The 21,990-nt window shown below is 63.1% G+C and carries 21 protein-coding genes, 2 tRNA genes and 1 pseudogene; 10 read left to right on the forward strand and 14 right to left on the reverse strand.

From position 1 onward, the window contains the following. The first annotated feature begins 201 nt into the window (after nt 1–201). The 5 genes and pseudogenes from QY049_RS35415 to QY049_RS35430 form a co-directional block, all read left to right on the forward strand. Nucleotides 202–1,827, forward strand: coding sequence for a peptidoglycan-binding protein (locus QY049_RS35415; RefSeq protein ID WP_301270454.1), 1,626 nt, complete (start codon nt 202–204; stop codon nt 1,825–1,827). A gap of 616 nt (nt 1,828–2,443) precedes the next feature. Continuing rightward, nucleotides 2,444–2,494 carry a hypothetical protein gene (locus tag QY049_RS39180; protein WP_367401206.1) on the forward strand — a complete coding sequence of 17 codons (51 nt, stop codon included), beginning with the start codon at nt 2,444–2,446 and terminating at the stop codon, nt 2,492–2,494. 184 nt (nt 2,495–2,678) lie between these two features. After that, the gene (locus QY049_RS35420) at nt 2,679–3,092 is read left to right on the forward strand and encodes an RNA polymerase sigma factor region1.1 domain-containing protein (RefSeq protein ID WP_301270455.1); all 414 of its coding nucleotides are present in this window, start codon (nt 2,679–2,681) and stop codon (nt 3,090–3,092) included. Nucleotides 3,093–3,486: 394 nt separating this feature from the next. After that, nucleotides 3,487–5,043: an ISL3 family transposase gene (locus QY049_RS35425; RefSeq protein WP_301270456.1), complete on the forward strand. Its 1,557-nt coding sequence runs from the start codon at nt 3,487–3,489 to the stop codon at nt 5,041–5,043. A gap of 129 nt (nt 5,044–5,172) precedes the next feature. Continuing rightward, nucleotides 5,173–5,633: pseudogene (locus QY049_RS35430) on the forward strand (IS21 family transposase); the annotation flags it as partial. 302 nt (nt 5,634–5,935) lie between these two features. Here QY049_RS35430 and QY049_RS35435 read toward each other — a convergent pair. From QY049_RS35435 to QY049_RS35470, 8 genes are all read right to left on the reverse strand, one after another. Then, nucleotides 5,936–6,598 (reverse strand): ZIP family metal transporter, encoded by a 663-nt coding sequence (locus QY049_RS35435; protein ID WP_301270457.1) that lies wholly within the window; start codon nt 6,596–6,598, stop codon nt 5,936–5,938. Nucleotides 6,599–7,121: 523 nt separating this feature from the next. Further along, a complete protein-coding gene (locus QY049_RS35440) occupies nt 7,122–7,289 on the reverse strand; it encodes a hypothetical protein (RefSeq protein ID WP_301270458.1) in 168 nt (55 codons plus the stop codon). 159 nt (nt 7,290–7,448) lie between these two features. Further along, nucleotides 7,449–9,650 carry a xanthine dehydrogenase family protein molybdopterin-binding subunit gene (locus QY049_RS35445; protein ID WP_301270459.1) on the reverse strand — a complete coding sequence of 734 codons (2,202 nt, stop codon included), beginning with the start codon at nt 9,648–9,650 and terminating at the stop codon, nt 7,449–7,451. A gap of 7 nt (nt 9,651–9,657) precedes the next feature. After that, a complete protein-coding gene (locus QY049_RS35450; protein WP_301270460.1) occupies nt 9,658–10,674 on the reverse strand; it encodes a xanthine dehydrogenase family protein subunit M in 1,017 nt (338 codons plus the stop codon). After that, nucleotides 10,671–11,162 (reverse strand): (2Fe-2S)-binding protein, encoded by a 492-nt coding sequence (locus QY049_RS35455; RefSeq protein ID WP_301270475.1) that lies wholly within the window; start codon nt 11,160–11,162, stop codon nt 10,671–10,673. Before QY049_RS35455 ends, QY049_RS35450 begins: the two co-directional genes overlap by 4 nt. 210 nt (nt 11,163–11,372) lie before the next feature. Then, entirely contained in the window at nt 11,373–11,534 is a 162-nt protein-coding gene (locus tag QY049_RS35460; RefSeq protein ID WP_301270461.1) for a DUF2934 domain-containing protein, read from the reverse strand. Between the two features lie 280 nt (nt 11,535–11,814). Continuing rightward, nucleotides 11,815–11,889: transfer RNA gene (locus tag QY049_RS35465), tRNA-Thr, on the reverse strand. A 164-nt stretch (nt 11,890–12,053) separates the two neighbouring features. Further along, a complete protein-coding gene (locus QY049_RS35470) occupies nt 12,054–12,515 on the reverse strand; it encodes a hypothetical protein (RefSeq protein WP_301270462.1) in 462 nt (153 codons plus the stop codon). A gap of 270 nt (nt 12,516–12,785) precedes the next feature. Between QY049_RS35470 and QY049_RS35475 the strand changes: the two genes are divergently transcribed. Further along, entirely contained in the window at nt 12,786–13,271 is a 486-nt protein-coding gene (locus QY049_RS35475) for a hypothetical protein (protein ID WP_301270463.1), read from the forward strand. A 44-nt stretch (nt 13,272–13,315) separates the two neighbouring features. Continuing rightward, on the forward strand, nt 13,316–13,810 hold the full coding sequence (locus QY049_RS35480) for a hypothetical protein (RefSeq protein WP_301270464.1): 495 nt from the start codon (nt 13,316–13,318) through the stop codon (nt 13,808–13,810). A 254-nt stretch (nt 13,811–14,064) separates the two neighbouring features. Here the strand turns inward: QY049_RS35480 and rlmB are convergent, their stop codons facing one another. Further along, nucleotides 14,065–14,895 carry a 23S rRNA (guanosine(2251)-2'-O)-methyltransferase RlmB gene (rlmB, locus tag QY049_RS35485; protein WP_301270465.1) on the reverse strand — a complete coding sequence of 277 codons (831 nt, stop codon included), beginning with the start codon at nt 14,893–14,895 and terminating at the stop codon, nt 14,065–14,067. A gap of 207 nt (nt 14,896–15,102) precedes the next feature. Here rlmB and QY049_RS35490 point away from each other — a divergent pair. Further along, nucleotides 15,103–15,188: transfer RNA gene (locus QY049_RS35490), tRNA-Tyr, on the forward strand. A gap of 144 nt (nt 15,189–15,332) precedes the next feature. Here QY049_RS35490 and ppk2 read toward each other — a convergent pair. The 5 genes from ppk2 to QY049_RS35515 all read right to left on the reverse strand — a co-directional run bounded on the left by ppk2 (nt 15,333) and on the right by QY049_RS35515 (nt 21,358). Beyond that, nucleotides 15,333–16,466, reverse strand: a complete 1,134-nt coding sequence (ppk2, locus tag QY049_RS35495; RefSeq protein WP_301270466.1) for a polyphosphate kinase 2 — start codon at nt 16,464–16,466, stop codon at nt 15,333–15,335. 94 nt (nt 16,467–16,560) lie between these two features. Beyond that, nucleotides 16,561–17,592 (reverse strand): LLM class flavin-dependent oxidoreductase, encoded by a 1,032-nt coding sequence (locus QY049_RS35500; protein WP_301270467.1) that lies wholly within the window; start codon nt 17,590–17,592, stop codon nt 16,561–16,563. A gap of 96 nt (nt 17,593–17,688) precedes the next feature. Then, on the reverse strand, nt 17,689–18,669 hold the full coding sequence (locus QY049_RS35505) for an NADPH:quinone oxidoreductase family protein (protein WP_301270468.1): 981 nt from the start codon (nt 18,667–18,669) through the stop codon (nt 17,689–17,691). A gap of 56 nt (nt 18,670–18,725) precedes the next feature. After that, a complete protein-coding gene (locus QY049_RS35510; protein WP_301270469.1) occupies nt 18,726–20,783 on the reverse strand; it encodes an ATP-dependent helicase in 2,058 nt (685 codons plus the stop codon). 188 nt (nt 20,784–20,971) lie between these two features. After that, nucleotides 20,972–21,358, reverse strand: a complete 387-nt coding sequence (locus QY049_RS35515; protein WP_258766485.1) for a YciI family protein — start codon at nt 21,356–21,358, stop codon at nt 20,972–20,974. A gap of 205 nt (nt 21,359–21,563) precedes the next feature. Here QY049_RS35515 and QY049_RS35520 point away from each other — a divergent pair, with 205 nt between their 5' ends. Together QY049_RS35520 and QY049_RS35525 are read left to right on the forward strand one after the other, a co-directional pair. Then, entirely contained in the window at nt 21,564–21,749 is a 186-nt protein-coding gene (locus tag QY049_RS35520; RefSeq protein WP_301270470.1) for a hypothetical protein, read from the forward strand. A gap of 26 nt (nt 21,750–21,775) precedes the next feature. Beyond that, the gene (locus QY049_RS35525; protein ID WP_258766486.1) at nt 21,776–21,979 is read left to right on the forward strand and encodes a hypothetical protein; all 204 of its coding nucleotides are present in this window, start codon (nt 21,776–21,778) and stop codon (nt 21,977–21,979) included. Nucleotides 21,980–21,990 lie beyond the last annotated feature (11 nt).

The following is a 21,990-nucleotide window of genomic DNA, read 5'->3' on the forward strand; positions in this document are numbered from 1 at the left end:
GATGCCTTCACATCCGAGGAATGCGCCAACTACCTGAAAAACTCAGGCTATCGAACTTAATGCCATCACGCTTTAGGCTACCAGGAACGATCCCCTCCTCGGCCGGTTGCTCAGCGGCGGACATCCGCATTGCAGAGCGGCATCGATATGTCCGCCTCGTCCAATTGGAACGAGCGAACAACCGAGAGGAGTATTTGCACTATGAAAGGAATGAAGAGCAGGTTTTTGGTCACGACAGCGATAGTGCTCGCCAGCATAGGTCTTGCCTCTGCGCAGGGCGTGAGCGGAGGAGGGGCGGGTGGCGGAACGGTTGAAAAAGGAATGTCGGATGGCCATGCCGGTGGGACGGGCAGCGGCGCTTCCGGCCGGGAGGGCGCTTCCCGCCATGAAGGAATGACGCAAGGCCGAGGATTAGAATCTCGCGAGACTGGGCGGGCCGAAGCCCCGTCCAAAGGAAGCAGCGAGGCCAGTCGGGCGCAGAGTCAGCAATCCGGCTCGGATGAGCAGGGCCACGCCGAAGGCTCCCGGGAGAGCAGCAAAGGGCAGACGGCGGACCGCGACAATACGCGCCGCTCAGGGAACTCCAGCAAGGAGCATGAAGCCAGCAAGGAGGAGCACGATAGGAGTAAGGACCGTGCCCAGGCGCACGGCCAAAAGGAGAAGGATCAAGCCGCCGGTCAGACCAAGTCCGACCGTGACAGTCAGCAGCGGGCGGATGACCGTACGCAGGAGAAGGGCAAGAGCGACGCTAAGGCTGATAACAAGACGAATAACCAGCAGAGCGGATCCGGCCAAACTGCCCAGGAGCAGAATTCGAGCTCGGGCAGCCAGAACGCGGCACAGGGCAGCGCCGACGCGCAGGGTCAGGCCCATCAGGCCACGGCGAGCACTCAGACCCAGAGTGGCAAGCAGGTGACGGCGGAGCAGCGCACGACGCTGCAACACTCGGTCCTGCAGACCAGAAAGGCCCCGCGCGTCAATGCGAACTCGATCGATTTCCAGGTTCGCACCGGCATCGCCGTCCCGTCCAGCGTGACGATCGCCTCGGTCTCGACCTATCCGGCGCTGATCGATGTTTTCCCCGCATATCGCGACGATAGCTTCTTCGTCGTGGAGGACGAGGTCGTGATCGTCGACCGTGATCGTCGTATCGTCGATGTGGTGCCGGTCGGTCCTAATGCCCGCTTCGCCGGCGGTGCCGGCCATGGTGGCGGCGCGAGCAGCGGCACTGCAGCGGTCGTCGATCTGCCGGCCGACGACATTCGCGTCATCCAGCGCGTGTTGATCGACCGTGGCATTCTGCATGGTGAGGCCGACGGCATTTGGGGCCCGGAGACGCGCGAGGCAGTCACCGTCTATCAGCGGCAGCAAGGGATTGCTGTGACGGGCAACATCGATATGCGCACGGTATCGTCGCTTGGCGTCTCCAGCCGGCTGAGCCAGCAGGCCAGCCAAACCATCCAGTCACAATCCACGTCGGCCCATACCCAGAGCTCGGCTGGGACGCAGACCCCGACCGGCAACCAGGCCGCCACTGCTCAGACCCAGACAGGTCAACCGTCGAACCAGCAGAATGCCGGCAACGCTCAGAAGACGCAGCCGTCGAACGAGCAGAACGCGGTCGGGCAGGCACCGAGCCAGAATCCCGGCCAGGCGCAGAACCAACCGTCTTCGACGACAGGACAAAGCTCGCCCGGTCGGTCGAATACGACTGGTCAGGCTAATCAGCGGCCGCAGAGCGGAAGCTCGTCGACAGCTAGTCAGCCGAGTGCGAACCAAACTGCGCCGGCGGGCAGCTCGACAGATTCGGGTTCGAACAAGAAGTAGGCGGCAAGCACGCGCGGGGCCTCGCTTCGGCTGGGCCCCTCCTGCGTCCGGCAGACTTCCTGATGAGGCGCGCCATGGAATTGGGGAAAGCCGGCATTTCATTCTAAGAATCCGGTCACAAGCGTTTCTCGATCGCTTAGTACCGGACGCTGAACAGCCGAGATCTTGGAACCTCATGCTTTTGAATTGGAACTGGCCGGTCTCGAAATGGCAGCAGCGGACCCCGCGGCGCGGCGAAGCTCCTCAAGGCTCTTCTGTGAGAGTTCCTCAACCTTCTGCTCGCCTCTCCTGGTCAGCTTGAGGTGCACACGTCGAGTATCCTCGGGATCTGCGACACGGCTGACGCACGCTTTTCCGCAAGCTCTCGCAGGCCAAGAGCCTCAGGGTGCACGTCGCGCACACGCTGGCACTAGTCGATCTGCCCACCGCGCCGACGCACCCGTGCCTAGGCACATCTTTGGGGAAAAGCGCACGCGCGAGATCGGGTTTCGGTGAAGGAAGACATGCTCTCGCTCAACACTTGGCAGGTCGGCATGTACCGACGATCGCGCAGTTTGCGACTTTCCGGCCCATCTTCGGCGTCAAGCTTGGACCGTCAATACCGGAATTCTGGTTCATGATGCAAATCGCGATGATTGCCGGGTTCTTCACTAGCTCTCCGGTGTAACCGGTGGCTCGTTGAATCCGGCATGAAGGAGCCAAGAATGAGCGGTGGCGTACAAAGGATGAGTGCTGCAAGGCAAACGTTCCTGAACCTAGACACGGCTTTAGACGTTTCAAAGATCTCAAAGGACCTGTCTAGCATTCCGGCCGTTTCCGACCATCAATTCTCTCTATGAACGGAGCCTCTGATGACGTCTTCGGTAAGCTACGTGGGGTTGCCGCGCCTAGTCGCGCTGGGGCGCCTCAAAGGGTTTGTCACGGACAAGGACCTGAAAGCGGTTCTGCCTGTTGAGGAGATGACCGAGGAGCAAGTGGCAAGCGTCGTATCGCGCCTGGAGGAGCTCGGGTTACCCGTCGAGCTCGATCCTCCATTTGAACCTGCCCGATCATTGCACGGGTCAATTCCGCCTGATCTTGACAATGCAACGGCATCGGCAAACAAGCCCGCTCAAGGCGGTCCTGCGCCGGCCTACCACTCACTTGCCGGAAGTCCAATCGTCCCCGATCTCGCGACTGATTGGCAAGCCAACATTGCCGTAATACTGGCTGGAGCTGTCAGCTGTGGCGTTTTCTTGGCCGCGGCTGCAGCCTGGAATTGGTAACGCGAGCGGTGGTTGAGGTCACCCAGCCGCACGATCTATTACCGATAGATCTCGGAGCAATGATGACCCGGGCCTGAATTCTATGATGAGGGATTGCTCGGGGCATCTTGCTCGGGGGGAGCAGGGCTTTGCCGGGTTGCTCGCATTCTATTCTCAAGTTCAAAGATGATCTCGTGAACCAACCGATCCGAACGGGCTTCCTTCTCCAAACCTTAAATCGGCGACAATCGTTTCGACATTATTCGCCCATTTTCACGGATGACCATGTTGATCTCGCTGGCGGATGTTCTGTCTCGGAGTTCGGGATGTTATTCGGCATGCAAAATTGGCTCTGACTCACTTTTGATGCAGTTCGAGGGATGTCTGGCGTTTTGATTGGAGGAGAATCAGCGCCATGCAGCAAGCACTCCACCGCTCCAGTCTGGTGCCGCGTGGGTTTGTTGTTGAGAGTGCGTGCTACGAGGGTGATGAAGCCGTCATCACGGTCCGGGCGTCCGGAAGCGTCGGCAGGTGTCCATCGTGCGGAACGGCTTCCCGACGTGTCCACAGCCGCTACCGGCGCCGTGTGACCGATCTGCCGCTTTCGGGGCGGGTCGTGAAGCTCCTGGTGATCGCACGTCGCTTCCGTTGCGACGCCGTCCTGTGTGGACGCCAGATCTTCACTGAGCGTTTCTCCGACGGGATATTGGCTCCATCAGCGCGACGCACGGCGAGGCTGGACTCCATCATACATCACCTTGGTCTGGCGCTTGGCGGTCGACCGGCGGCAGGCTTCGCCAAACGGCTGATGTTGCCGGTGAGCAAGGACACGCTTCTGCGCGTGGTTCGACGCCGTCACCGTCCGCCGGCTGACCCGCTCAAGATTATCGGCATCGATGATTGGGCCTGGCGTCGCAATCACCGATACGCCAGCATCATCTGCAACCTGGAAAGGCGCCGGGTAGTCACCTTGTTGCCGGATCGTGAGCCCGCGACGGCCCGAGCCTGGCTCGCTGCGCACCCCACGATCGCAATCGTCGCCCGCGATCGTGGCGGCGGATATGGCGAAGCGGCGGCCAAAGCCTTGCCGCACGCGGTGCAGGTCGCCGACCGCTGGCATCTAATGGAGAACGCCAGTCGGGCCTTCCTTGACGCCGTCCGCAAATCGATGCGCCAGATTCGCATCGTCATCGGTGCGACGACGATCAATCCCCAATTGCTGACAGCAGCCGAGCGCCTCCAATATGATGGCTACTTGCGCCGCGAAGAGACCAATGCGGCCATCCTGGCGCTGTCGAAGAGCGGCATACCCATCAAGCAGATCGTGCGTCAGACTGGCCATAGCAGGAAGCTGGTGCGGCAGGTGATCCGCGGCGAACGCACCGATGTCTTTCGGACCCGGCAAAGTTCGTTGGATCTGCATTTGCCATGGCTCGATGATCAGTGGGTGTCCGGCTGTCGAAGCGGGGCTGAACTCTGGCGCCGCCTAGCAGCGCGTGGCTTCCGCGGCTCGCTCCGCGTCGTCAGCGAGTGGACGACCCGCAGACGACGAGCCGAAAAGGCCGATGCACAGAACCTCCAGCGGATTCCCTCAGCCAGAACAATCGCTCGCCTCATGACCATCGGGCGGGACCTGCTCACGAAAGCGGAGACCGTCACGATCGCGGCGATCGAAGCTGGCGTGCCGACTCTGGTCGAGGCACGCGAGATCATCGCCGAATTCCACCGGATGATCCGGCGCAAGACCGAGGCGGGCTTCATCCCATGGATTGAGCGCGCTCGCGCGAGCCTCGTCGCCTCGTTCGCCAGTGGCGTCGCGAAAGATGAAGCCGCGGTACGGGCGGCAATCACTTCACCATGGTCGAACGGACAGACCGAAGGTCAGATTACGCGCCTCAAGCTTGTTCGACGTCAAATGTACGGTCGCGGGAAAATCGATCTGCTTCAAGCCAGGTTGATCGGCGCAGAATAGTCGGCGCTGCACCAAACTTGCGTCAGAGCCCAAAATTGACCCCCTAAGCCGGGGGATCGGCGTCCAAAATTGCCCGCTTAAGTCTGGGCTGTTGCGCTGCCTGCTTTGGAATGAAGCAGGTGGTCGGGGATGCTGATCGTGGAGACGATTGCGCGGATTCGGCGCGAGCACTTGATCAAGGGCAAGACGATCAAGGAGATCGCCCGTGACCTGAAGGTGTCGCGGAACACGGTCCGGAAAGTGCTGAGGTCAGGAGAGACCTCCTTCGAGTACGAGCGGCAAGTGCAGCCGCGGCCAAAGCTGGGACGATGAGCAGTAGAGCTTGACGGCTGCTGGCGGCGAACGCGGCCAAACCGGCTTGTGAACAGCTGACGTTGATCCGGATCTTCGAAGAGCTGCGCGGCCGCGGCTATGACGGCGGTTACGATGCGGTGCGGCGTTACGCCAGGCGGTGGAGCAAAGAACGCGGGCAATCGACCGCGGCTGCTTATGTCCCGCTGAGCTTTGCGCCAGGCGAAGCCTACCGGTTCGACTGGAGCCACGAGGTGGTCTTGCTGAGCGGCGCTACGGTGATGGTGAAGGCCGCCCATGGCCTATTCAAATGAATAAGGGTCAGCCCCCCATGCGATCAACTTGTCTCGGCTGTTCAGGAGAGCTAAGTGCACCGCGGGTGACATCGTGCCCGTTGCGCTTGCTTGTCTCGTTTCGACAGCCCCGCGAGGTTCGTCGTAGAGCCGACCCTTCGCAGGGTCTCGCATTTCATACTTCAAGACGTCATGTTGGGCTGGGTTGATGGGATGGCAAAAAGGTTATCGGGCATTTCACGCCAGGCCCTGCGGCTTCAGTGGCCTCGATATACGCGGTGAGTTCGGCGAATGCCCGACGCAATCCGTTAACCGAGCCCTTCGTTGAGAATGATCGGCCCGATGAAGCCGACGAAAAACATGACAGTCGTCCAGAGACGGTCCTCGACTTCGTGAGCCTCTACCATAAGCTCCTCGGCGGCAAGATAGAGCAGCGCAACGAGGCCGAAGGAGAAGGCAGAAGTTTGAACTGCGCCAGGACTGTTCGACATCGGGACAGCCAGGAGTGATCCCACCGGCACCATACATGAGACGCCGATGGTGCTTGCGAGCACGACCCATTGGGAGACCACGGACCGGAACGAGGCGGCGATTCCGACCGCCAGCGACAGGAATTCGATCGAGAGCGCGATTGCGAGAAGGAGTCCCTGCTTCTGTCCGACCGCAAATCCCAGACCCAGCACGACTCCATCCAGGAGAGCATCGACGGCGGCAGCGCCAATCAGCCCAGCCTGCCCGCTTGCGTGTCGCTCGGCAATCCGAAGCATGAGCATCACGGCCACGCCGACAGAGGCGCCGATCGCAACAGGCCAGATCGTCCCTCGCCGGATCGCGTCCGGCAACAGCTCGGAAGCGGCGGCCGCAAATATCACGCCGGCCGCGAGATGCTGGGCAGCGCTTGTGACCTGCTTGCTCTGTTTCCAGAGCACGACGAACAGCCCGCCAAGCAGCGAGGTAGCGACAGGAATCAAGGCATAGGTCCACGTCGAGAGCAAACGGCCGTTCGGTCGCGACGTTCCGACTCTGCTTTACAGCCCTCGGCGTCGCCCCAGCGCGGTCCAGGTAGTCATCGGACTCTTATTCAGGCACGCTCTGTCTTGCTGCGCCTTTCCACGGGGATGCATCGCTGAAGCGCTGGACCGCAACGAACAGACCAGGAATGAGAATGATCCCGGTGAACGTATGGCTGCCAAGGCCGACTCTGAGCTCGCCCCTGCACCAAGCTGGCCATCTATGGCGATCGACGGAAACTGATTGTAGCAGGCGAGTCCTGTTGGGCCTAGAATGGTCGAAAGCTACACGAGGCTCTGCAGGGGCACCGTCGCGCTTGCCGCGCGTCGGAGAACCCAGGTCGGCTTTCAAGCCTTGTACCATTAACCCGGCGGCATGCGACGAACGCAATTTCCGCTAATAGCCAGGTGCGCCAACGCAATTTGCCGCGATGGACAGAAGCGGAAGTCAGCCTATCAGGCTCTGGCCTAGCCTTGATCCAGTTCAACTGAACATGAAGTAGAGAAGGTATATCGAGTAACCAAGGGCAAGAAGGCCCACCGCTACTGAAAGCGAAAGGAGGAGTTTGTCATCTTTCATCGAAGCTTGCTCGCGACCCAAAGCGAGATGATGAACTTTCAGCGGGGACACGGCCAGCGATTTGGCAGTCATATCTCCCCGTTTTGAGTTGAAATAAGCCGAATAGCGAAGCTCATTGCTGGAGAGGAGTTGTTTGCCGTTCGTTCGAACTGAGGCCCGCTGCTGCCGGGCGACATCATCGTTCGGATCGGGCGGAAGCGTAACCTCAAAAAGGCTTCATCGTCGTTACTCTCAGGTGAGGAGCTTGTTCAATGTGATCGGGAAGCGCCGCACGCGTGTGCCGGTTGCGTGATAGACCGCATTCGCGATTGCCGCGGAGACGCCGACGACCCCGATCTCGCCGAGGCCCTTGATGCCGAGCTTGTTGATACGCTCGTCTTGCTCCTCCACGAAGATCACGTCGATGTCGTGGATGTCGGCATTCACCGGGATATGGTACTCGGCAATGTTGGCGTTCATGATCCGCCCGAAGCTGTGATCCATCACGGTTTCTTCGTGCAGGGCCATTCCTATACCCCAGACCACGCCGCCCATGATTTGGCTACGGCCGGTCTTGGTGTTGAGGATGCGACCAGCAGCGACGGCGCTCACCACCCGCGTGACACGGACGACGCCAAGCTCCTCGTCGACCTTGACCTCGGCGAAGACGGCGGAATGGGTGTTGCGCGCGTGGGCCTTGTCCTCCGGGAAATGGTTGAGCTTTTCCTTCTCGATCCGCTCCAGCGAGCCGAATCGCATTGCGTCGGCGATCGAGACCGTGCGGCCTTCGTCAACGCTATGGGCGATCAAGCCCCCACTGAGGACCATATCGGCGGAGTGCAGGCCAGCGAGCGGAGAGCCCGGCATTGCGCCGGCAAGATGCGCGAGCTCCTGGCGAATGTCCTCGGCCGCTGCCAGCACGGCGTGCGCGCTCGATGCAGCCATCCAGGAACCGCCCTCGACGGGAGCTTGCGGCAGGCTGGAGTCGGCGAGCTTGACCGTGATGTTGTCCATGGGCAGCCCCAGCGCATCGGCAGCCACCTGCGCCACGATGGTGTAGGTGCCGGTGCCGATATCCGAAGCCGCGCAGGACACTTCGGCATGGCCGTTTGCGGTCAGTACGATGCGGACGGCGACCGGCATCTGCAAGGCTTCCCAGACCCCCGTTGCCATGCCCCAGCCCACCAATTCCTTGCCATCGCGCATCGACCGTGGCGCGGGATCACGCTTGCTCCAGCCGAAAGCCTCGGCGGCCTGCTGGTAGCACGCACGCAGCTGCTTGCTGGTATAGGGCAGGTCCTCGCTCTGGTCGCGATCCGAGTAGCATTTGAGGCGCAATTCGACCGGATCCAGCTTGAGCGCGACAGCCAGCTCGTCCATGGCGCATTCGAGCGCACAAACGCCGGAGGCCGCCCCGGGCGCGCGCATGTCACAGGGCGTGGAGACATCGAGGCCGACGAGCTTGTGGGAGTAGTAACTGTTCGCGCTCCTGTAGAGCTGCTCCGCCCAGCCAGTGTCGTTGCGCGAAAAGTCCTCATAGCGCGAGGTGACCGCAATGGCCTCGTGCACGACCGCCTCGAGCGTGCCGTCCGACCTGCCGCCCAATCCGACGTGCTCAATTGTCTCCGGCCGGTAGCCAAGCCCATACATCTGGTGCCGGGTCAGCACGACGCGAACGGGCCGTTTCAGCGCAAGCGCGGCGAGCGTCGCCAGCACCGCTTGATATTGCGGTCGCAGGCCGGAGCCGAAGGCACCGCCGACGTAGGGAGAGATCACACGGATCTCATCCGGCTTCTTGCCGAACACGCTGCAGAGGAATTTTTGGACGTTCTGGACGCCTTGGGTCTTATCGTAGACCGTGAGCTTGCCGGCGTCCCAAATGGCCGTCGTCGCATACAGCTCCATCGGATTGTGGTGCGCGGTGGGCAGCAGGTAATCCGCCTCATGGCGTATGGCCGCGGAAGTAAGCGCAGTGGCGGCGTCGCCACGCGGCTCGTGCGGCCTCTGCGCCCCCTTCGCGTTTTCGCGCTCGGCTTCGAGATCTGTCGCGAAGGGCTCCTCCTGATAAGCGATATCCAGCAGGGTTGCGGCGAATCTGGCGATCTCCCAGTCCTCGGCCACGACCAGCGCGATCGGCTGGTCGTTGAATTTGATGCTGTCGTCATAGAGCGGCCGGAACGGCGATCCCTTCTCCGGCGCCACCTCGTCCTTCCAGGCCTCATCCTTGTCGGCGAGCGGTAGCCGATGCGCATGAGTGAGCACGTCGATCACGCCCTTCACCTTCAGCGCCTCCCTGGGATCGAGGCGGGCAACGCGCCCGCGCGGGATCGTGGCCGTCACGACAAAGCCGTGCAGAAGCCCTTCGGCTGAAAATTCGCCGGCATATTTGGCCGCCCCTGTGACCTTGGCCCGGCCGTCGACCCGGGATGTTGCCGTTCCGACATAGGCGTTCATCGATGCCTCATGCGATCTTCTTGTGGGCCTGCGATTGCGGCGTGGCGTTTGCGGCCTGCGTGAGCGTTCGCACGATGGCGCGGCGCGCCAGTTCGACCTTGAAGCCGTTATGGGTGTAAGCCTTGGCTCCCTGCAGCAGGAGATCGGCGGCGCGCGCAAAATGATCCAGCGTTGCGGGCTGGCCCTGCAACGCCGCTTCGGCCTCGATGCTGTGCCAGGGCTTGTGAGCCACGCCGCCGAGAGCCAGGCGTGCCTCGCTGACGGCGTCACCATCGAATTCGAGCGCGGCCGCCACCGAGACGATGGCGAAAGCGTAGGAGAGCCGGTCGCGGATCTTGAGATAGCTGTAGTTGCGAGCAAAGCCGCGCGGCGGCAGATCGACCCCGGTGATGATCTCGCCGTCCTCGAGATTGGCGTCGATGTGAGGCGTATCGCCGGGGAGCCGATGAAAATCCCTCACGGCCATCGTGCGCTCGCCGGACGGGGCCGCGATGTGAACGCACGCGTCGAGCGCGGCGAGTGCTACGCTCATATCCGACGGATTGGTCGCGATGCAGGAGGCGCTGGTGCCGACGATCGCGTGATTGCGATTGAGGCCGTCGATCGCCGAGCAGCCGCTACCGGGTGTTCGCTTGTTGCAGGGTGTCGCGGTGTCGTAAAAATAGGCGCAGCGGGTTCGCTGCATCAGATTGCCGCCGACAGAGGCCATGTTGCGCAATTGTGCCGAAGCGCCGGCCAGGAGCGCGCTGGCGAGCAGGGGATAGCGCTGCTCGATCAGCGGGTGATAGGCAAGATCGGAGTTCGGGACCAGGGCGCCGATGCGCAAGCCTCCGTCACCCGCTTCCTCGATCTTGCTGAGTGGTAGACGAGAGATGTCGATCAGCCGGCGAGGCTTTTCAACGTTCTCCTTCATCAGGTCGATGAGATTGGTGCCGCCTGCGATGAGTTTTGCGCCGGGGTGGGCGGCGAGCAGGCGGAGGGCTTCGGCAACATCGGTCGCCCGCGAATACTGGAAGTTGATCATGGCCGGCTCATGGTCTGCTGGATGGCGGCGACGGTGTTGGGATAAGCGCCGCAGCGGCAGAGGTTGCCGCTCATCAACTCGCGGATCTCGTCGGCATCCCTGGCGCGGCCTTCGGCCAGCAGGCCGGCGGCCGAACAAAGCTGCCCCGGTGTGCAATAGCCGCACTGGAAGGCGTCATGGTCGATGAAGGCTTGTTGCAGCGGATGCAAGTTGCCATCTGTGGCCAGTCCTTCCACCGTCGTGATCTCGGCGCCATCTTTCATGACGGCGAGGGCAAGACAGGAATTGATGCGCCGGCCTTCGACCAGAACTGTGCACGCGCCGCATTGCCCATGGTCGCAGCCCTTCTTGGTGCCGGTCAGTCCAAGGTGGTCGCGCAAGGCGTCGAGCAGCGTGGTCCAAGGGAGAATATTAAGCATGCGCTTGACGCCGTTGACGACGAGGCTGATCGGAATGCAGTCGGGAATCTGGTTCGCGGAATCAGCCATGGCGGTTTCCCCTGTGCGGCAGGCCGAGCCGAGCAGCGAAGACGTGCCGTCCCTGGCTAATAGCGCCCAACGGGCGACTGCAGACATGGTTCCTGCGGCGTTGCTCAGGGCGGAGGACGGTCGAAATGTCAAGATTGCGCCGGCGAGGTCACGCGGACCGGCCGTCCAGTCCTTTTAATGAGCGTGCTCATCGAGGCGCTCGCGTCTTATTTACAGAGTGTCGGGCGTCCGTATCGGATTGGATTTCTCCTCGTTGAGCAACTCTTGTTCTGCAGCGTGCCAGTACGCCTCGTCCTTGCCCTCGGGCATGCCCGCGTCTTCCCACATCTTGTAGGCTCGGGCGGCGATTTCCTTGTCGCTCGGCTTTGCCAATTGAACCTACAATATCGTCCTGGCCGTCCTACCAGGCGCGCCAGCTGTGTCGCGATTGACGAGCAGATAATGGGGGCATTGCGAGCGAGTTCCTCCCGCAAAGGCCGGCCAGCTAACGGTCTATGGTGCAAGAATGTTCGGCGCGGCTTGGACGTGATCGAACGGATGCTGAGCCGAGCAAACAACCTTCGTTGTAGCCCCGTGTATCCCCAGAGTGCGTTTAGGCCGACTTGCGAGGAATGTCCGGGGCTACATTTGTGCCATAAGCCATTGTAAACCTTGGTGCCGGCTGAGGGGATTGAACCCCCGACCTTCGGTTTACAAAACCGCTGCTCTACCGCTGAGCTAAGCCGGCGACGCCCTTGAGGAAGCGGGCAGGGGCCGGCATGCGCCGAGCTGCCCGCCCGCGCGTCGCAATATCAGACTTGGTCGGAAAGTGCCAGAACCCGGGCGGGGCTTGCGGGCGCGAAACAGGCGGCCGTGCGGACGCCTGTTTCGCGGTGTGCGGTCTAAATCGGCTTACTGGCAAATATGCCGGCGGCCGTCTTCGCCCTTGAACCAGGTGCCGGGCGTGCAGACGAAGCCGTTGCGCTGGGCATAGGTGCGAGTGTCCCAACCACGATCGTCCCAGCCTCGATTGTCCCAGGAATTGTCATAGGCGTAGCTGTCGCCCACTGCGCGGAACGGGGCGGTGGCAATCGCGCCCGCGGTGCCGATCGCGGCGCCGGCGACATCGCCCGCAACGTCGGTCGGCCAGAACCCGGTGTGGGTCCTGTTCCAATCGTTATTCCAGTCGCCATTGGTCTGGCGGTAGCTCACCCGGTGATGGCGATATCCGCTGTGTCCCGGACTCCTGCAGTAACCGTTGGGGGATTGCACCGCGCAGCGCTCGAGATTGGTGACGACCGATTGCGCCATCGCGGAGCCGGTCACCATGGTCGCCGCAATCGCCGCCGCGCCGAGGAGTTTCATTGTCGTCATGAGTCGTCTCCCTTCGAATTGACGGGGAGCTAAATGTCGTGAGCGGCGGCTCGTTCCGAAGGAACAGGCTGATTTCCCGCACGCTTCGGTCAAACGGATGTGAGCGGATGGGAACAAGGGCGCGGCCGTTAACACTTCGCTAGTCTGCGAAGCCGCATTTGAGCGGCGCGCGATCCCTACGCGTTAGGCTTACCGGAATTTGGTCAGCGGTCCTTAACCCTCTCTACGCGGCGATCCGATAGTTTGTGGTCGGACAACCGGGATCACTCCATGCGCGCTTTCGCGCTCGCAGCCTTTCTGATCGGACTGCCCGCGACGGCCTTTGCCGGCGGCGGTTTCGATATCGTCGTGCCCGTCCGTCCCGGCGCGCCCATCATCATCAACAATATCGATGCGTCCTACGCCGTCGTCGAAGGTGTCTGGGGCCTCGGCAAGAACATCCAGGTGCAGCCCACGATCTATGGCGGACGCTACGTGGCCGAGCGGCAGCCCTCCGATGTCGGGCATTATTATCCGAGCATGGGCTTGCAGCCCGGCTATGGCCGCCTCGAGGTCGAGCCGCCAGCGAACCGCAAATTGCCGAAGCCGGCCGAGAGCTACCATGAGAGCTGGGGCGCCTCGTCCGCGCCGTTGCCGCCGCAAATGGACGTGCCGGTCGACCCGCCGCCGGTGATCCTCGCGCCCGAGATCAACGACCATCCGCGCCGTCCTCGACCACGGCCGCATGCAGGAATGCCCGGCAAACCGCCGGGTTGAGAAACGTCGGAATCCAACAAGACGGAAATCAACAGGAGAGAGTAATGCGTCAGATGATTTCGGGACTGGTCGCGGCCGCTGCCGTGATGTTCGTGGGCAGCGCGCCGGCCATGGCCTGCGGCTTCAATCCGTGCCGACCGGTTGCGCCGGTGTTCTCCGGCTGCAACACCGGTTGCGGCGGTTACGGCTACGGAGCCGGCTATGGTTATGGCTATGAGCGCCTGGCCGAGCCGACCTCGCAGTACTACTACGTCAACCAGGGCCCGACCTACACCGGCCCGGGTGCCTTCGCGCCGACCCCGACCTATCAGGAAGACGCGGTCGTCGCACCCGCCAACTATGGCTATGGCTATCGCGCTGCTGCCGTTGCGCCGTACGCCTATCATCACCGCCCGTATTACCGCCCGTATCGCTACGGCTACGGCCCGCGCTACGGCTACCTGCCGCGCACGCATTACGGCTACGGTCCGCGCTATGGTTACGCCCATCGCTACCAGCCGTATTACGGTGGCCACCGCGTGCTGCGCCGCTATTACTGATCTCTGATCGGTTGATCCAAACGAGCGCCCGTCCGCGTGATGCGGACGGGCGTTTTGTTTTGTCTCCAAAACAACCCCATGCACAGTAGCCGGGCTCAGCGAAATCAAGGACTTGAAGCGCAATGAGAGCGAGATGAGGGATCATCGCTCATTGGCTCGTTTTCGGGTCTGATTTTTCCGTAAAACCGAAACTCGCTTGACCCGTCGGGCAAAACAGGCGCAAGATGGCATCGTCGGAATGTGTGCGGCGACGCCTAGCGTTTCATGAGTCCGAGCCGGCTCGCGCCGACATAGAGCGAGAGCACGGCGGCGTTCGAGACGTTGAGGCTCTTGATCTCGCCGGGCATGTCGAGCCGCGCCACGACGCTGCAGGTCTCGCGCGTCAACTGCCGCAGGCCCTTGCCTTCAGCGCCCAGCACCAGCGCGAGCGGTTCGCGTAGCGTGACGTCCGAGAGGTCCTCGCTGCCTTCGCTGTCGAGGCCGACGGTCTGGAAGCCTCGCTCATTCAGCGAAGTCAGCGCGCGGGCGAGATTTTGCACCGTGACCATCGGCACCAGCTCCAGCGCGCCGGAGGCGGCCTTGGCGAGCACGCCGGTCGCCTCGGGGCTGTGACGCGCGGTGGTGACGATCGCCTTCACCGCGAACGCCGCGGCAGAGCGCAGGATGGCGCCGACATTGTGCGGATCGGTGATCTGGTCCAGCACCAGCACCATGCCTTCCTGCTTCAAGGTCTCGATGTCAGGCGAGGGCAGGGGATCGGCCTCGGCGAGCAGGCCCTGGTGCACGGCGTCGGGCGAGAGCAGGCGGTCGATCTCCTGGGGGCGGACGATCTCGGGCGCGATCCGGGTCTCGATGTTTTCGTCCGCAAGCCGCCTCGCGGCGTTCTCGGTCAGCGTCAGCTTGCGGATGCGCCGGGCAGGATTGGCCAGCGCCATGGTGACCGTGTGCCAGCCATAGAGGATGACCGGCCCGTCGGCATGCGAATCGCGTTCGCGCCAGGCCGGTCGGCCGGCCGATTTCCCTGTTTTGTTGAAGGGCTTAGCCCCGCCGCGGGGGCCCCTCGGGGCGAATTTTTTGTCCTTCATGGGCTCGCTTGTGTCACGGGTCCCGGAATATGGCAATTTGGGTGGCTTCCAGGTCGATTTTAGCTGTTCGCCTCGGTTGACTTTGCCCCACCGCTTCGCCCATAAACGCGCCCGGTCGCGCCCCCATCCGGGCTGTCGCGGCCTTCACGTTCCATGGCCGTCTTCGGTCCGCCGGCAAGGTCCGGCCCGATTGTGCTGCCGTCGAGCGGGGGAGTGTCCCGAGTGGCAAAGGGAGCTGACTGTAAATCAGCCGCCTCATGGCTTCGCAGGTTCGAGTCCTGCCTCCCCCACCAGCCTTCGCTCGCTTCGCGAGCTTCGGCTGGGCAAGCCAGCCCAATTCAAGCGCGCCCCGATCACCGTCGTGCGAAGCCAAGATAAGCGGACCGCTACTACAGCGTAGCGCCTGTTGGACGCGCCGTCTGTCAGCCGTTCCGGTCCTATCGCGCGTGCTCTTCGCGTTCGTGGATGACGTTGGCGCGCCCGACCAGGAGATCGTCGACCATGCCGATGCGCTTGGTGTCCTTGCCGGCGTAGGGCATCGCATGCAGCACGTAGCGCATCGCATTGAGCCGCGCGCGCTTCTTGTCGTCGGACTTGATGACGATCCAAGGACAGTCCGCCGTGTCGGTGTGGAAGAACATGCCCTCCTTGGCGCGGGTATAGTCGTCCCATTTGTCGAGCGAGGCGAGATCGATCGGTGACAGCTTCCACTGCTTCAGCGGATGTCCTTCACGCTCCTTGAAGCGGCGCCGCTGCTCCTCGCGGCTGACCGAGAACCAGAACTTGATGAGGTGGAGTCCGCTGCGGGCGAGGTTGCGCTCGAATTCGGGGACCTGGCGCAGGAACTCGTCGTACTCTGCCGGCGTGCAGAAGCTCATGACGCGTTCGACACCGGCGCGGTTGTACCAGCTCCGGTCGAACAGCACGATCTCGCCAGCAGTCGGCAGATGCTGCACATAACGCTGAAAATACCATTGCCCTCGCTCGACGTCGCTCGGCTTTTCCAGGGCGACGACCCGGGCGCCGCGCGGGTTCAGATGTTCCATGAAGCGCTTGATCGCGCCGCCCTTGCCGGCCGCGTCGCGTCCCTCGAACAGCAGTACGAGGCGCTGTCGGGTTTCTTTCATCCAGTTTTGAAGCTTCAACAATTCGGTTTGAAGAACGAATTTCTGCTCCTCGTAGTCGCGGCGATACATCCGGGACTTGTAGGGATAACCACCGAACCGCCAGTCGTCCGCCAGTTCGTCGCTGGTGGTCCGCTTGATGCGCTTGGGCTCCTTGCCAACCAGCAGCGCCTGCAATCGTTTGGCGTCGTCTGGAGCGGCCCCGGTGAGGATAGCCTGAATCGGTTCGCTGTCGGGTGCGAGTGCCGGCGGGCCCGTCAGGGCACTGTCAAGCGCCGCGATCTCGGCCTGTAAGGCGCCCGCGGTGGATTGTTCGGCGAACGAGCGTTCGACCGGAGTGAGCTTGATCGCGCGCGCTCGCGCCGCCGCCGATTTGGGCCGCCGGAGCGGCTTGGCCCCGTTCTTTCGTGGTCGAACCTGCCTGGACTTCCGGGGAAGAGGTGCCATTCGCCTGCTTGTCCTGAGATGCGCGGGAATCCGCTTCTACCCGCGAATCCCATCCGCACGGCTTGACGTGGATCAAACGGCAGCGGCGAACGATCTAGGAGAGTAAATCTCTCACCATCGGCACCACCTTCCGCCCGTAGAGTTCGATGCTCTTCATCAGCTTTTCGTGGGGCAACGGTCCCGCCGAATATTTCAGCTGGAAGCGCGCAATGCCGAGCGCCTTCGCCGTCTTGGCGATCTTGCGCGCGACGGTCTCGGGCGAGCCGACATAGAGCGAGCCGTGCTCGGCCTCGCTGACGAATTCATCGCGGCCCATCGGCGGCCAGCCGCGCTCGCGGCCGATGCGGTCGCGCATCGCCTTGTAGTCGGGCCATAGCTCTTCGCGCGCCTGCTCGTCGGTCTCGGCGACATAGCCTGGCGAGTGCACCCCGATCGGCTGCGCGGGGCGGCCGAACTCCTTGAAGGCGCGGTGATAGAGATCGACGTAAGGCGCGAAGCGCGCCGGATCGCCGCCGATGATGGCGAGCATCAGGGGTAGATCGTAATGCGCGGCGCGCACCACGGATTGCGGGCTGCCGCCGACGCCGATCCAGGTTTTGAGCTGACCGTTCTCGACCGGCGGATAGACCAGTTGCTCCTTCAGCGGCGGACGCAACTTGCCCTGCCACGTCACCGGCTTCTGCGAGAGTAGTGCGGCAAACAGGTCGAGCTTCTCCTCGAACAGCTCTTCATATTTGCGCAGGTCGAAGCCGAACAGCGGAAAGGACTCCGTGAACGAGCCGCGCCCGAGGATCACCTCGGCGCGTCCATTGGAGAGCGCATTGAGCGTCGCAAAGCGCTGGAACACCCGGATGGGATCGTCCGAAGACAGCACCGTCACGGCCGAGCCGAGATGGATGCGCTTGGTCCGCGAGGCGATCGCCGCGAGCACGGTCTCAGGCGAGGAGATCGCAAAATCAGAACGGTGGTGCTCGCCGAGGCCGATGAAGTCGAGGCCGAGCTCGTCGGCCAGCACCGCCTCGTCGACGACATTGCGGATCACCTGCGCATGCGGCAGCATGTCGCCCGCGGCGTCCTTGGTGACGTCGCCAAAGGTATCCAGTCCGAATTCGAGCGGTGCGGTCATCGATCAGGTCTCTGTGGGGAGGATCGACCAGACTTAGTGGATGCCCGCAACGTCACAAGGCACCTTCCGGAAATGCTCGGTTTCCGTTTGTGGGTCCTACTTCGAAATGCGCACGACCATCTTGCCGAGCGCGGCGCGCGTCTGCATCGTCTTGAAGGCCTCGCGGAAGTCCTCAAGTGCGAAGACGCGACCCACCGCGGGCTTCAGCTTGCCTTCCGCGAGCCAGCCAATCAGCTTCGACATCAGGCTCTTCTGCACGTCTGGCTCGCGCGTGGGGATCTGCGCGAGATCGACGCCGAGCAGGGCGCCGCCTTTCAGGAGCGGCAGATTGAACGGCAGGGCGGGGATCGCGCCTCCGGCAAAGCCGACCACCAGATGGCGCCCGCGCCAGGCGATCGAGCGAAAGGCCTGCACCGAGATATCGCCGCCGACAGGATCGAAGATCACGTCTGGGCCTTGTCCTCCGGTCAATTCCTTCAACGTGTCGCGCCAGCCGGCCTGCGTATAGTCGATGACAGCGTCGGCGCCATGCGCCTGCGCGAACTCGCGCTTCTCCGGCGTTGACGCTGCCGCGATCACGCGCGCGCCGAGCAGCTTGCCGATTTGCACCGCTGCGGTGCCCGTGCCGCCGGCAGCGCCCAGCACGAGAAGCTGCTCGCCAGCGACGATCGTGGCACGGGCGCTCAGCGCATAGAGTGCAGTCAGATAATTGGCACGAAACGAGGCGGCGACTTCGGCCGCGACGCCATCCGGCAGGGGATAGACCGTTTCGGGCCTGACCACGATCTCCTCGGCCAGCGCGCCCGACCGCGTCATGCCCATCACGCGCATGCCGGGCTGATAACCTCCCGGAGCGCCGGGAGCCTCCTCGACGACACCAGCAAATTCCGTCCCAGGAATGAAGGGCAGGGGATCCTTGGTCTGGTAGCGTCCCTCGATCTTCAGGCCGTCGACAAAGCCGATGCCCGCCGCCTCCACCCGGACGCGCAAATGTCCGGGCTCCATGTGTGGCGACGGAACGTCCTTCAGCTCGATCTGATCGATGGGGGCGTATTGTTCGACGACGACGGCTTTCATCTCAGGCCTCTGCTGTTCCTGATATCCTGACAGGTTCGGAGATGAGGCTCTTGCGTCTACCGCCACATCCCCCGCATCCGCGCGCCGATGTCGATCTTCGGTCCCTGCGATGCAGCGCGCGCGCCAGCCGAGGCAGCCTTCGGCCACGCGGTGCGCTCGAACAGATAGACCAGCGGCTCCGGGATGAAGCGGGTGCGGGAGGCGTAGACGTGGCGGTCGCCCTTGGCGGCCTGGCCGTGGACGAAGAAACGCTGCGGCACGACGAGGTGAAGATCGTCCTTGGCGCGTGTCATCGCGACGTAGAGCAGGCGGCGCTCCTCCTCGAGCTCGGCGCTGGTGCCGGCGCCGAGATCGGACGGCATGCAGCCGTCGACGACGTTGAGCACGAACACCGACTTCCACTCTTGGCCCTTGGCGGAATGGATGGTGGAGAGGATCAGGTAATCCTCGTCGCGGAGCGGCGGCCCTGATTTGTCGCTGGTCGCATCTGGCGGATCGAGCGTGAGCTCGGTCAGGAATTTTTCGCGCGAGGAATAGCCGCTCGCGATCTGCTCGAGCTGCATCAGGTCGGCGCGGCGCGTCTCGGAATCCTCGTGGAGGCGATCGAGGTGCGGTTCGTACCAGAGCCGCACGCGTTCGAGATCCACAGGCCATTCCGAATAGCGCAAATTCTCGATAGTGCGGACGAAGTCGGTCCAGTCCGCGCCGGTGCGCGCTGGCACCGGGAGCTGAGCGAGTGCGTGCAGCGGATCGGCGCTCTCGGCCATCTGATCGAGCACGCGCTGCGCGGTCGCGGGACCGATGCCCGGCAACAGATGCAGGATACGAAAGCCGGCGACGCGGTCGCGCGGGTTCTCGGCAAAGCGCAGCAAGGCCAGCACGTCCTTGACGTGGGCGGCGTCGAGGAATTTCAGCCCGCCGAATTTGACGAAGGGGATGTTGCGGCGGGTCAGCTCGATCTCCAGCGGGCCTGAATGCGAGGAGGTCCGGAACAGCACCGCCTGGTGCTTGAGCAGCGCGCCTTGTTCGCGATTGGCCAGCACCTGTTCGACGATGTAGCGGGCCTGGTCGGCCTCGTCGTGAACGGTGACGAGCTGCGGCTTCTGCGTCGAGGCGCGGTCGGTCCAGAGATTCTTGGTGAAGCGCTCGCGCGCGAGGCCGATGACGCCGTTGGCGGCTGCCAGCACCGCTTGCGTCGAGCGATAGTTGCGATCGAGCGTGATCATCTCCGCGCGCGGCGAAAAACTCTGCGGAAAGTCAAGGATGTTGCGCACGGTGGCGGCGCGGAACGAATAGATCGACTGCGCGTCGTCGCCGACGACGGTGAGCCCGCGTCCGTCGGGCTTGAGTGCCAGCAGGATCGAGGATTGCAGGCGATTGGTGTCCTGATATTCGTCGACCAGCACGTGATCGAAGCGGCCGCCGATCTCTTCCGCAATCAATGCATCGCTCATCATCTGCGACCAGTAGAGCAGGAGGTCGTCGTAATCGAGCACGTGCTGGGCCTGCTTGGCCTCGACATAGGCCGTGAACAGACCCTTCAATTCGGCCGCCCAACCGGCGCACCAAGGATAATGCTGGCCGAGCACCTTCTCGATTTCCATCTCGGCGTTGACGCAGCGCGAATAGATCGACAGGCAGGTGCCCTTGGCCGGAAAGCGGTTCTCGGTCCTCGACAGGCCGCGTTCGTGCCGCACCAGGTTCATCAGGTCGGCGGAATCCTCGCGGTCGTGGATGGTGAAGGCGGGATCGATACCGATCCGCTCGGCATATTCGCGCAGCAGCCGCGCGCCGATGCCGTGGAAGGTTCCGGCCCAGGTCAGCGCGTCGCGCATGATCGCGGCGTTGTTTTCGCCGAGCACCTTTCGGGCGATGCGTTCGACCCGGCCCGCCATCTCGGCCGCGGCGCGGCGGGAGAACGTCATCAAGAGGATGCGGCGGGGATCGGCGCCGGCGACGATCAGATGCGCGACGCGATGGGCGAGCGTATTGGTCTTGCCGGAACCGGCGCCGGCAATGACGAGCAGGGGGGCGCCCACGGTCGCGCCATCGGCCACGCCATGCTCCACGGCGCGGCGCTGCTCCGCATTGAGCGTGTCCAGATATGAAGTCACGAATCGCCCCGATGAAGCCGCCAGAATCGACGATCCTCCGGCGAATCGCAATGCGGCTGGGCGCGGGGTCCCGAGGATTCAGGGGAGAGGAACAGCCGAAGGTTCCAGCCCGAAGGCGTGATCCTCTTCCCAACCGCTGCCGCATGGACAAGGCGGCGGCCGGCAGGACCCGACGGCGCCTTGATCGGTCATCCCCTGGTCGCTGTCGCGCCGAACCCATCGGCCGGCACGTAAAGCTTGACCGGGCGGATCTCGTAGACCGCGCTCGGATTGACCTCGCGCAGCTTCCGCGCCGCCGCGATCGCCTCCTCGTCCGTGTCGTAGTTGACGAGGTGGAATCCCAGAAGCTGCTCCTTGGTCTCGGCAAACGGGCCGTCCAGCACGATGCCCGCGCCCGGGCCACGCAAGGTGTGGGCCTTTCTCGTATCATCCAGACGGGCGGCCGGTCCAAGGTGTCCGCTCGCCCGCAAGGGGGCCTGAACCTCGATGACCTTGGCCACGACAGCGGCGTCCTCCTGCGGCGTCCATGCCAACAGCTCGTCTTCCACGTGGTAGGCCAGGATTGCGTAGAGCATTTTCACCTCGCTTGTTTTTGGGCGCGCAGCCCGAAGGACGTATCACCGCCATCGATACCGACAATGGCCCGATACGAAATATTGCGTCATGGCGATGCTGACGAAACCGTCATGAAACCCGATTGCGGGCCGGCGGTGTGAACGCCGGCCAAAGTCGAGGCGACTGATGGCCACCAAGAGCAATCAAGGGCTATCGGAGGCGGCAATGTCGGGTCGGACCATCAAGATCATCTGCGATGCGCGGCGGGCAGGGACGTCGGAGCCTGTCGATCTGCACGACCAGGCCGGTCATCACCGCTATTACGGCAGCTCCGTCGCGAATGGCGGCGAGCGAATCGTCGAGACCCGCCGCGGCAAGCGTCCGTCCATGTTCGCCATCTTCGGCTTCTGAGCCTCGCCGAGCGAAACGACGCGCGAATGAGCGCCCTGCAAATCACGATCGCTGCACTGCCTTTCCTGCTCTCGCTCGTGAGCCGGAACTGCAACGTGATTGCGCCTTGCCTGCTGGCGAGCATCCTCACCGTGCTTTTGAGTGCCGAGCCCCACCGTGCGGTCATGGCCTGGTGCGCAGGTACGCTGATCGCCGCCGTGGCGGTGCGCGAGCGGCTCCGCGTGCTCTGAGCCGGAATTGA

Origin of the sequence: Bradyrhizobium sp. WYCCWR 13022, from assembly GCF_030435535.1 — a bacterium.
Classification (GTDB): Bacteria; Pseudomonadota; Alphaproteobacteria; order Rhizobiales; family Xanthobacteraceae; genus Bradyrhizobium.

Coding starts and splice junctions, on each gene's coding strand:
- QY049_RS35415 (WP_301270454.1), top strand. CDS start 202: ATGAAAGGAATGAAGAGCAGGTTTTTGGTCACGACAGCGATAGTGCTC.
- QY049_RS35420 (WP_301270455.1), top strand. CDS start 2,679: ATGACGTCTTCGGTAAGCTACGTGGGGTTGCCGCGCCTAGTCGCGCTG.
- QY049_RS35425 (WP_301270456.1), top strand. CDS start 3,487: ATGCAGCAAGCACTCCACCGCTCCAGTCTGGTGCCGCGTGGGTTTGTT.
- QY049_RS35440 (WP_301270458.1), bottom strand. CDS start 7,289: ATGACTGCCAAATCGCTGGCCGTGTCCCCGCTGAAAGTTCATCATCTC.
- QY049_RS35445 (WP_301270459.1), bottom strand. CDS start 9,650: ATGAACGCCTATGTCGGAACGGCAACATCCCGGGTCGACGGCCGGGCC.
- QY049_RS35450 (WP_301270460.1), bottom strand. CDS start 10,674: ATGATCAACTTCCAGTATTCGCGGGCGACCGATGTTGCCGAAGCCCTC.
- QY049_RS35455 (WP_301270475.1), bottom strand. CDS start 11,162: ATGGCTGATTCCGCGAACCAGATTCCCGACTGCATTCCGATCAGCCTC.
- QY049_RS35470 (WP_301270462.1), bottom strand. CDS start 12,515: ATGACGACAATGAAACTCCTCGGCGCGGCGGCGATTGCGGCGACCATG.
- QY049_RS35475 (WP_301270463.1), top strand. CDS start 12,786: ATGCGCGCTTTCGCGCTCGCAGCCTTTCTGATCGGACTGCCCGCGACG.
- QY049_RS35480 (WP_301270464.1), top strand. CDS start 13,316: ATGCGTCAGATGATTTCGGGACTGGTCGCGGCCGCTGCCGTGATGTTC.
- rlmB (WP_301270465.1), bottom strand. CDS start 14,895: ATGAAGGACAAAAAATTCGCCCCGAGGGGCCCCCGCGGCGGGGCTAAG.
- ppk2 (WP_301270466.1), bottom strand. CDS start 16,466: ATGGCACCTCTTCCCCGGAAGTCCAGGCAGGTTCGACCACGAAAGAAC.
- QY049_RS35500 (WP_301270467.1), bottom strand. CDS start 17,592: ATGACCGCACCGCTCGAATTCGGACTGGATACCTTTGGCGACGTCACC.
- QY049_RS35505 (WP_301270468.1), bottom strand. CDS start 18,669: ATGAAAGCCGTCGTCGTCGAACAATACGCCCCCATCGATCAGATCGAG.
- QY049_RS35515 (WP_258766485.1), bottom strand. CDS start 21,358: ATGCTCTACGCAATCCTGGCCTACCACGTGGAAGACGAGCTGTTGGCA.
- QY049_RS35520 (WP_301270470.1), top strand. CDS start 21,564: ATGTCGGGTCGGACCATCAAGATCATCTGCGATGCGCGGCGGGCAGGG.
- QY049_RS35525 (WP_258766486.1), top strand. CDS start 21,776: ATGAGCGCCCTGCAAATCACGATCGCTGCACTGCCTTTCCTGCTCTCG.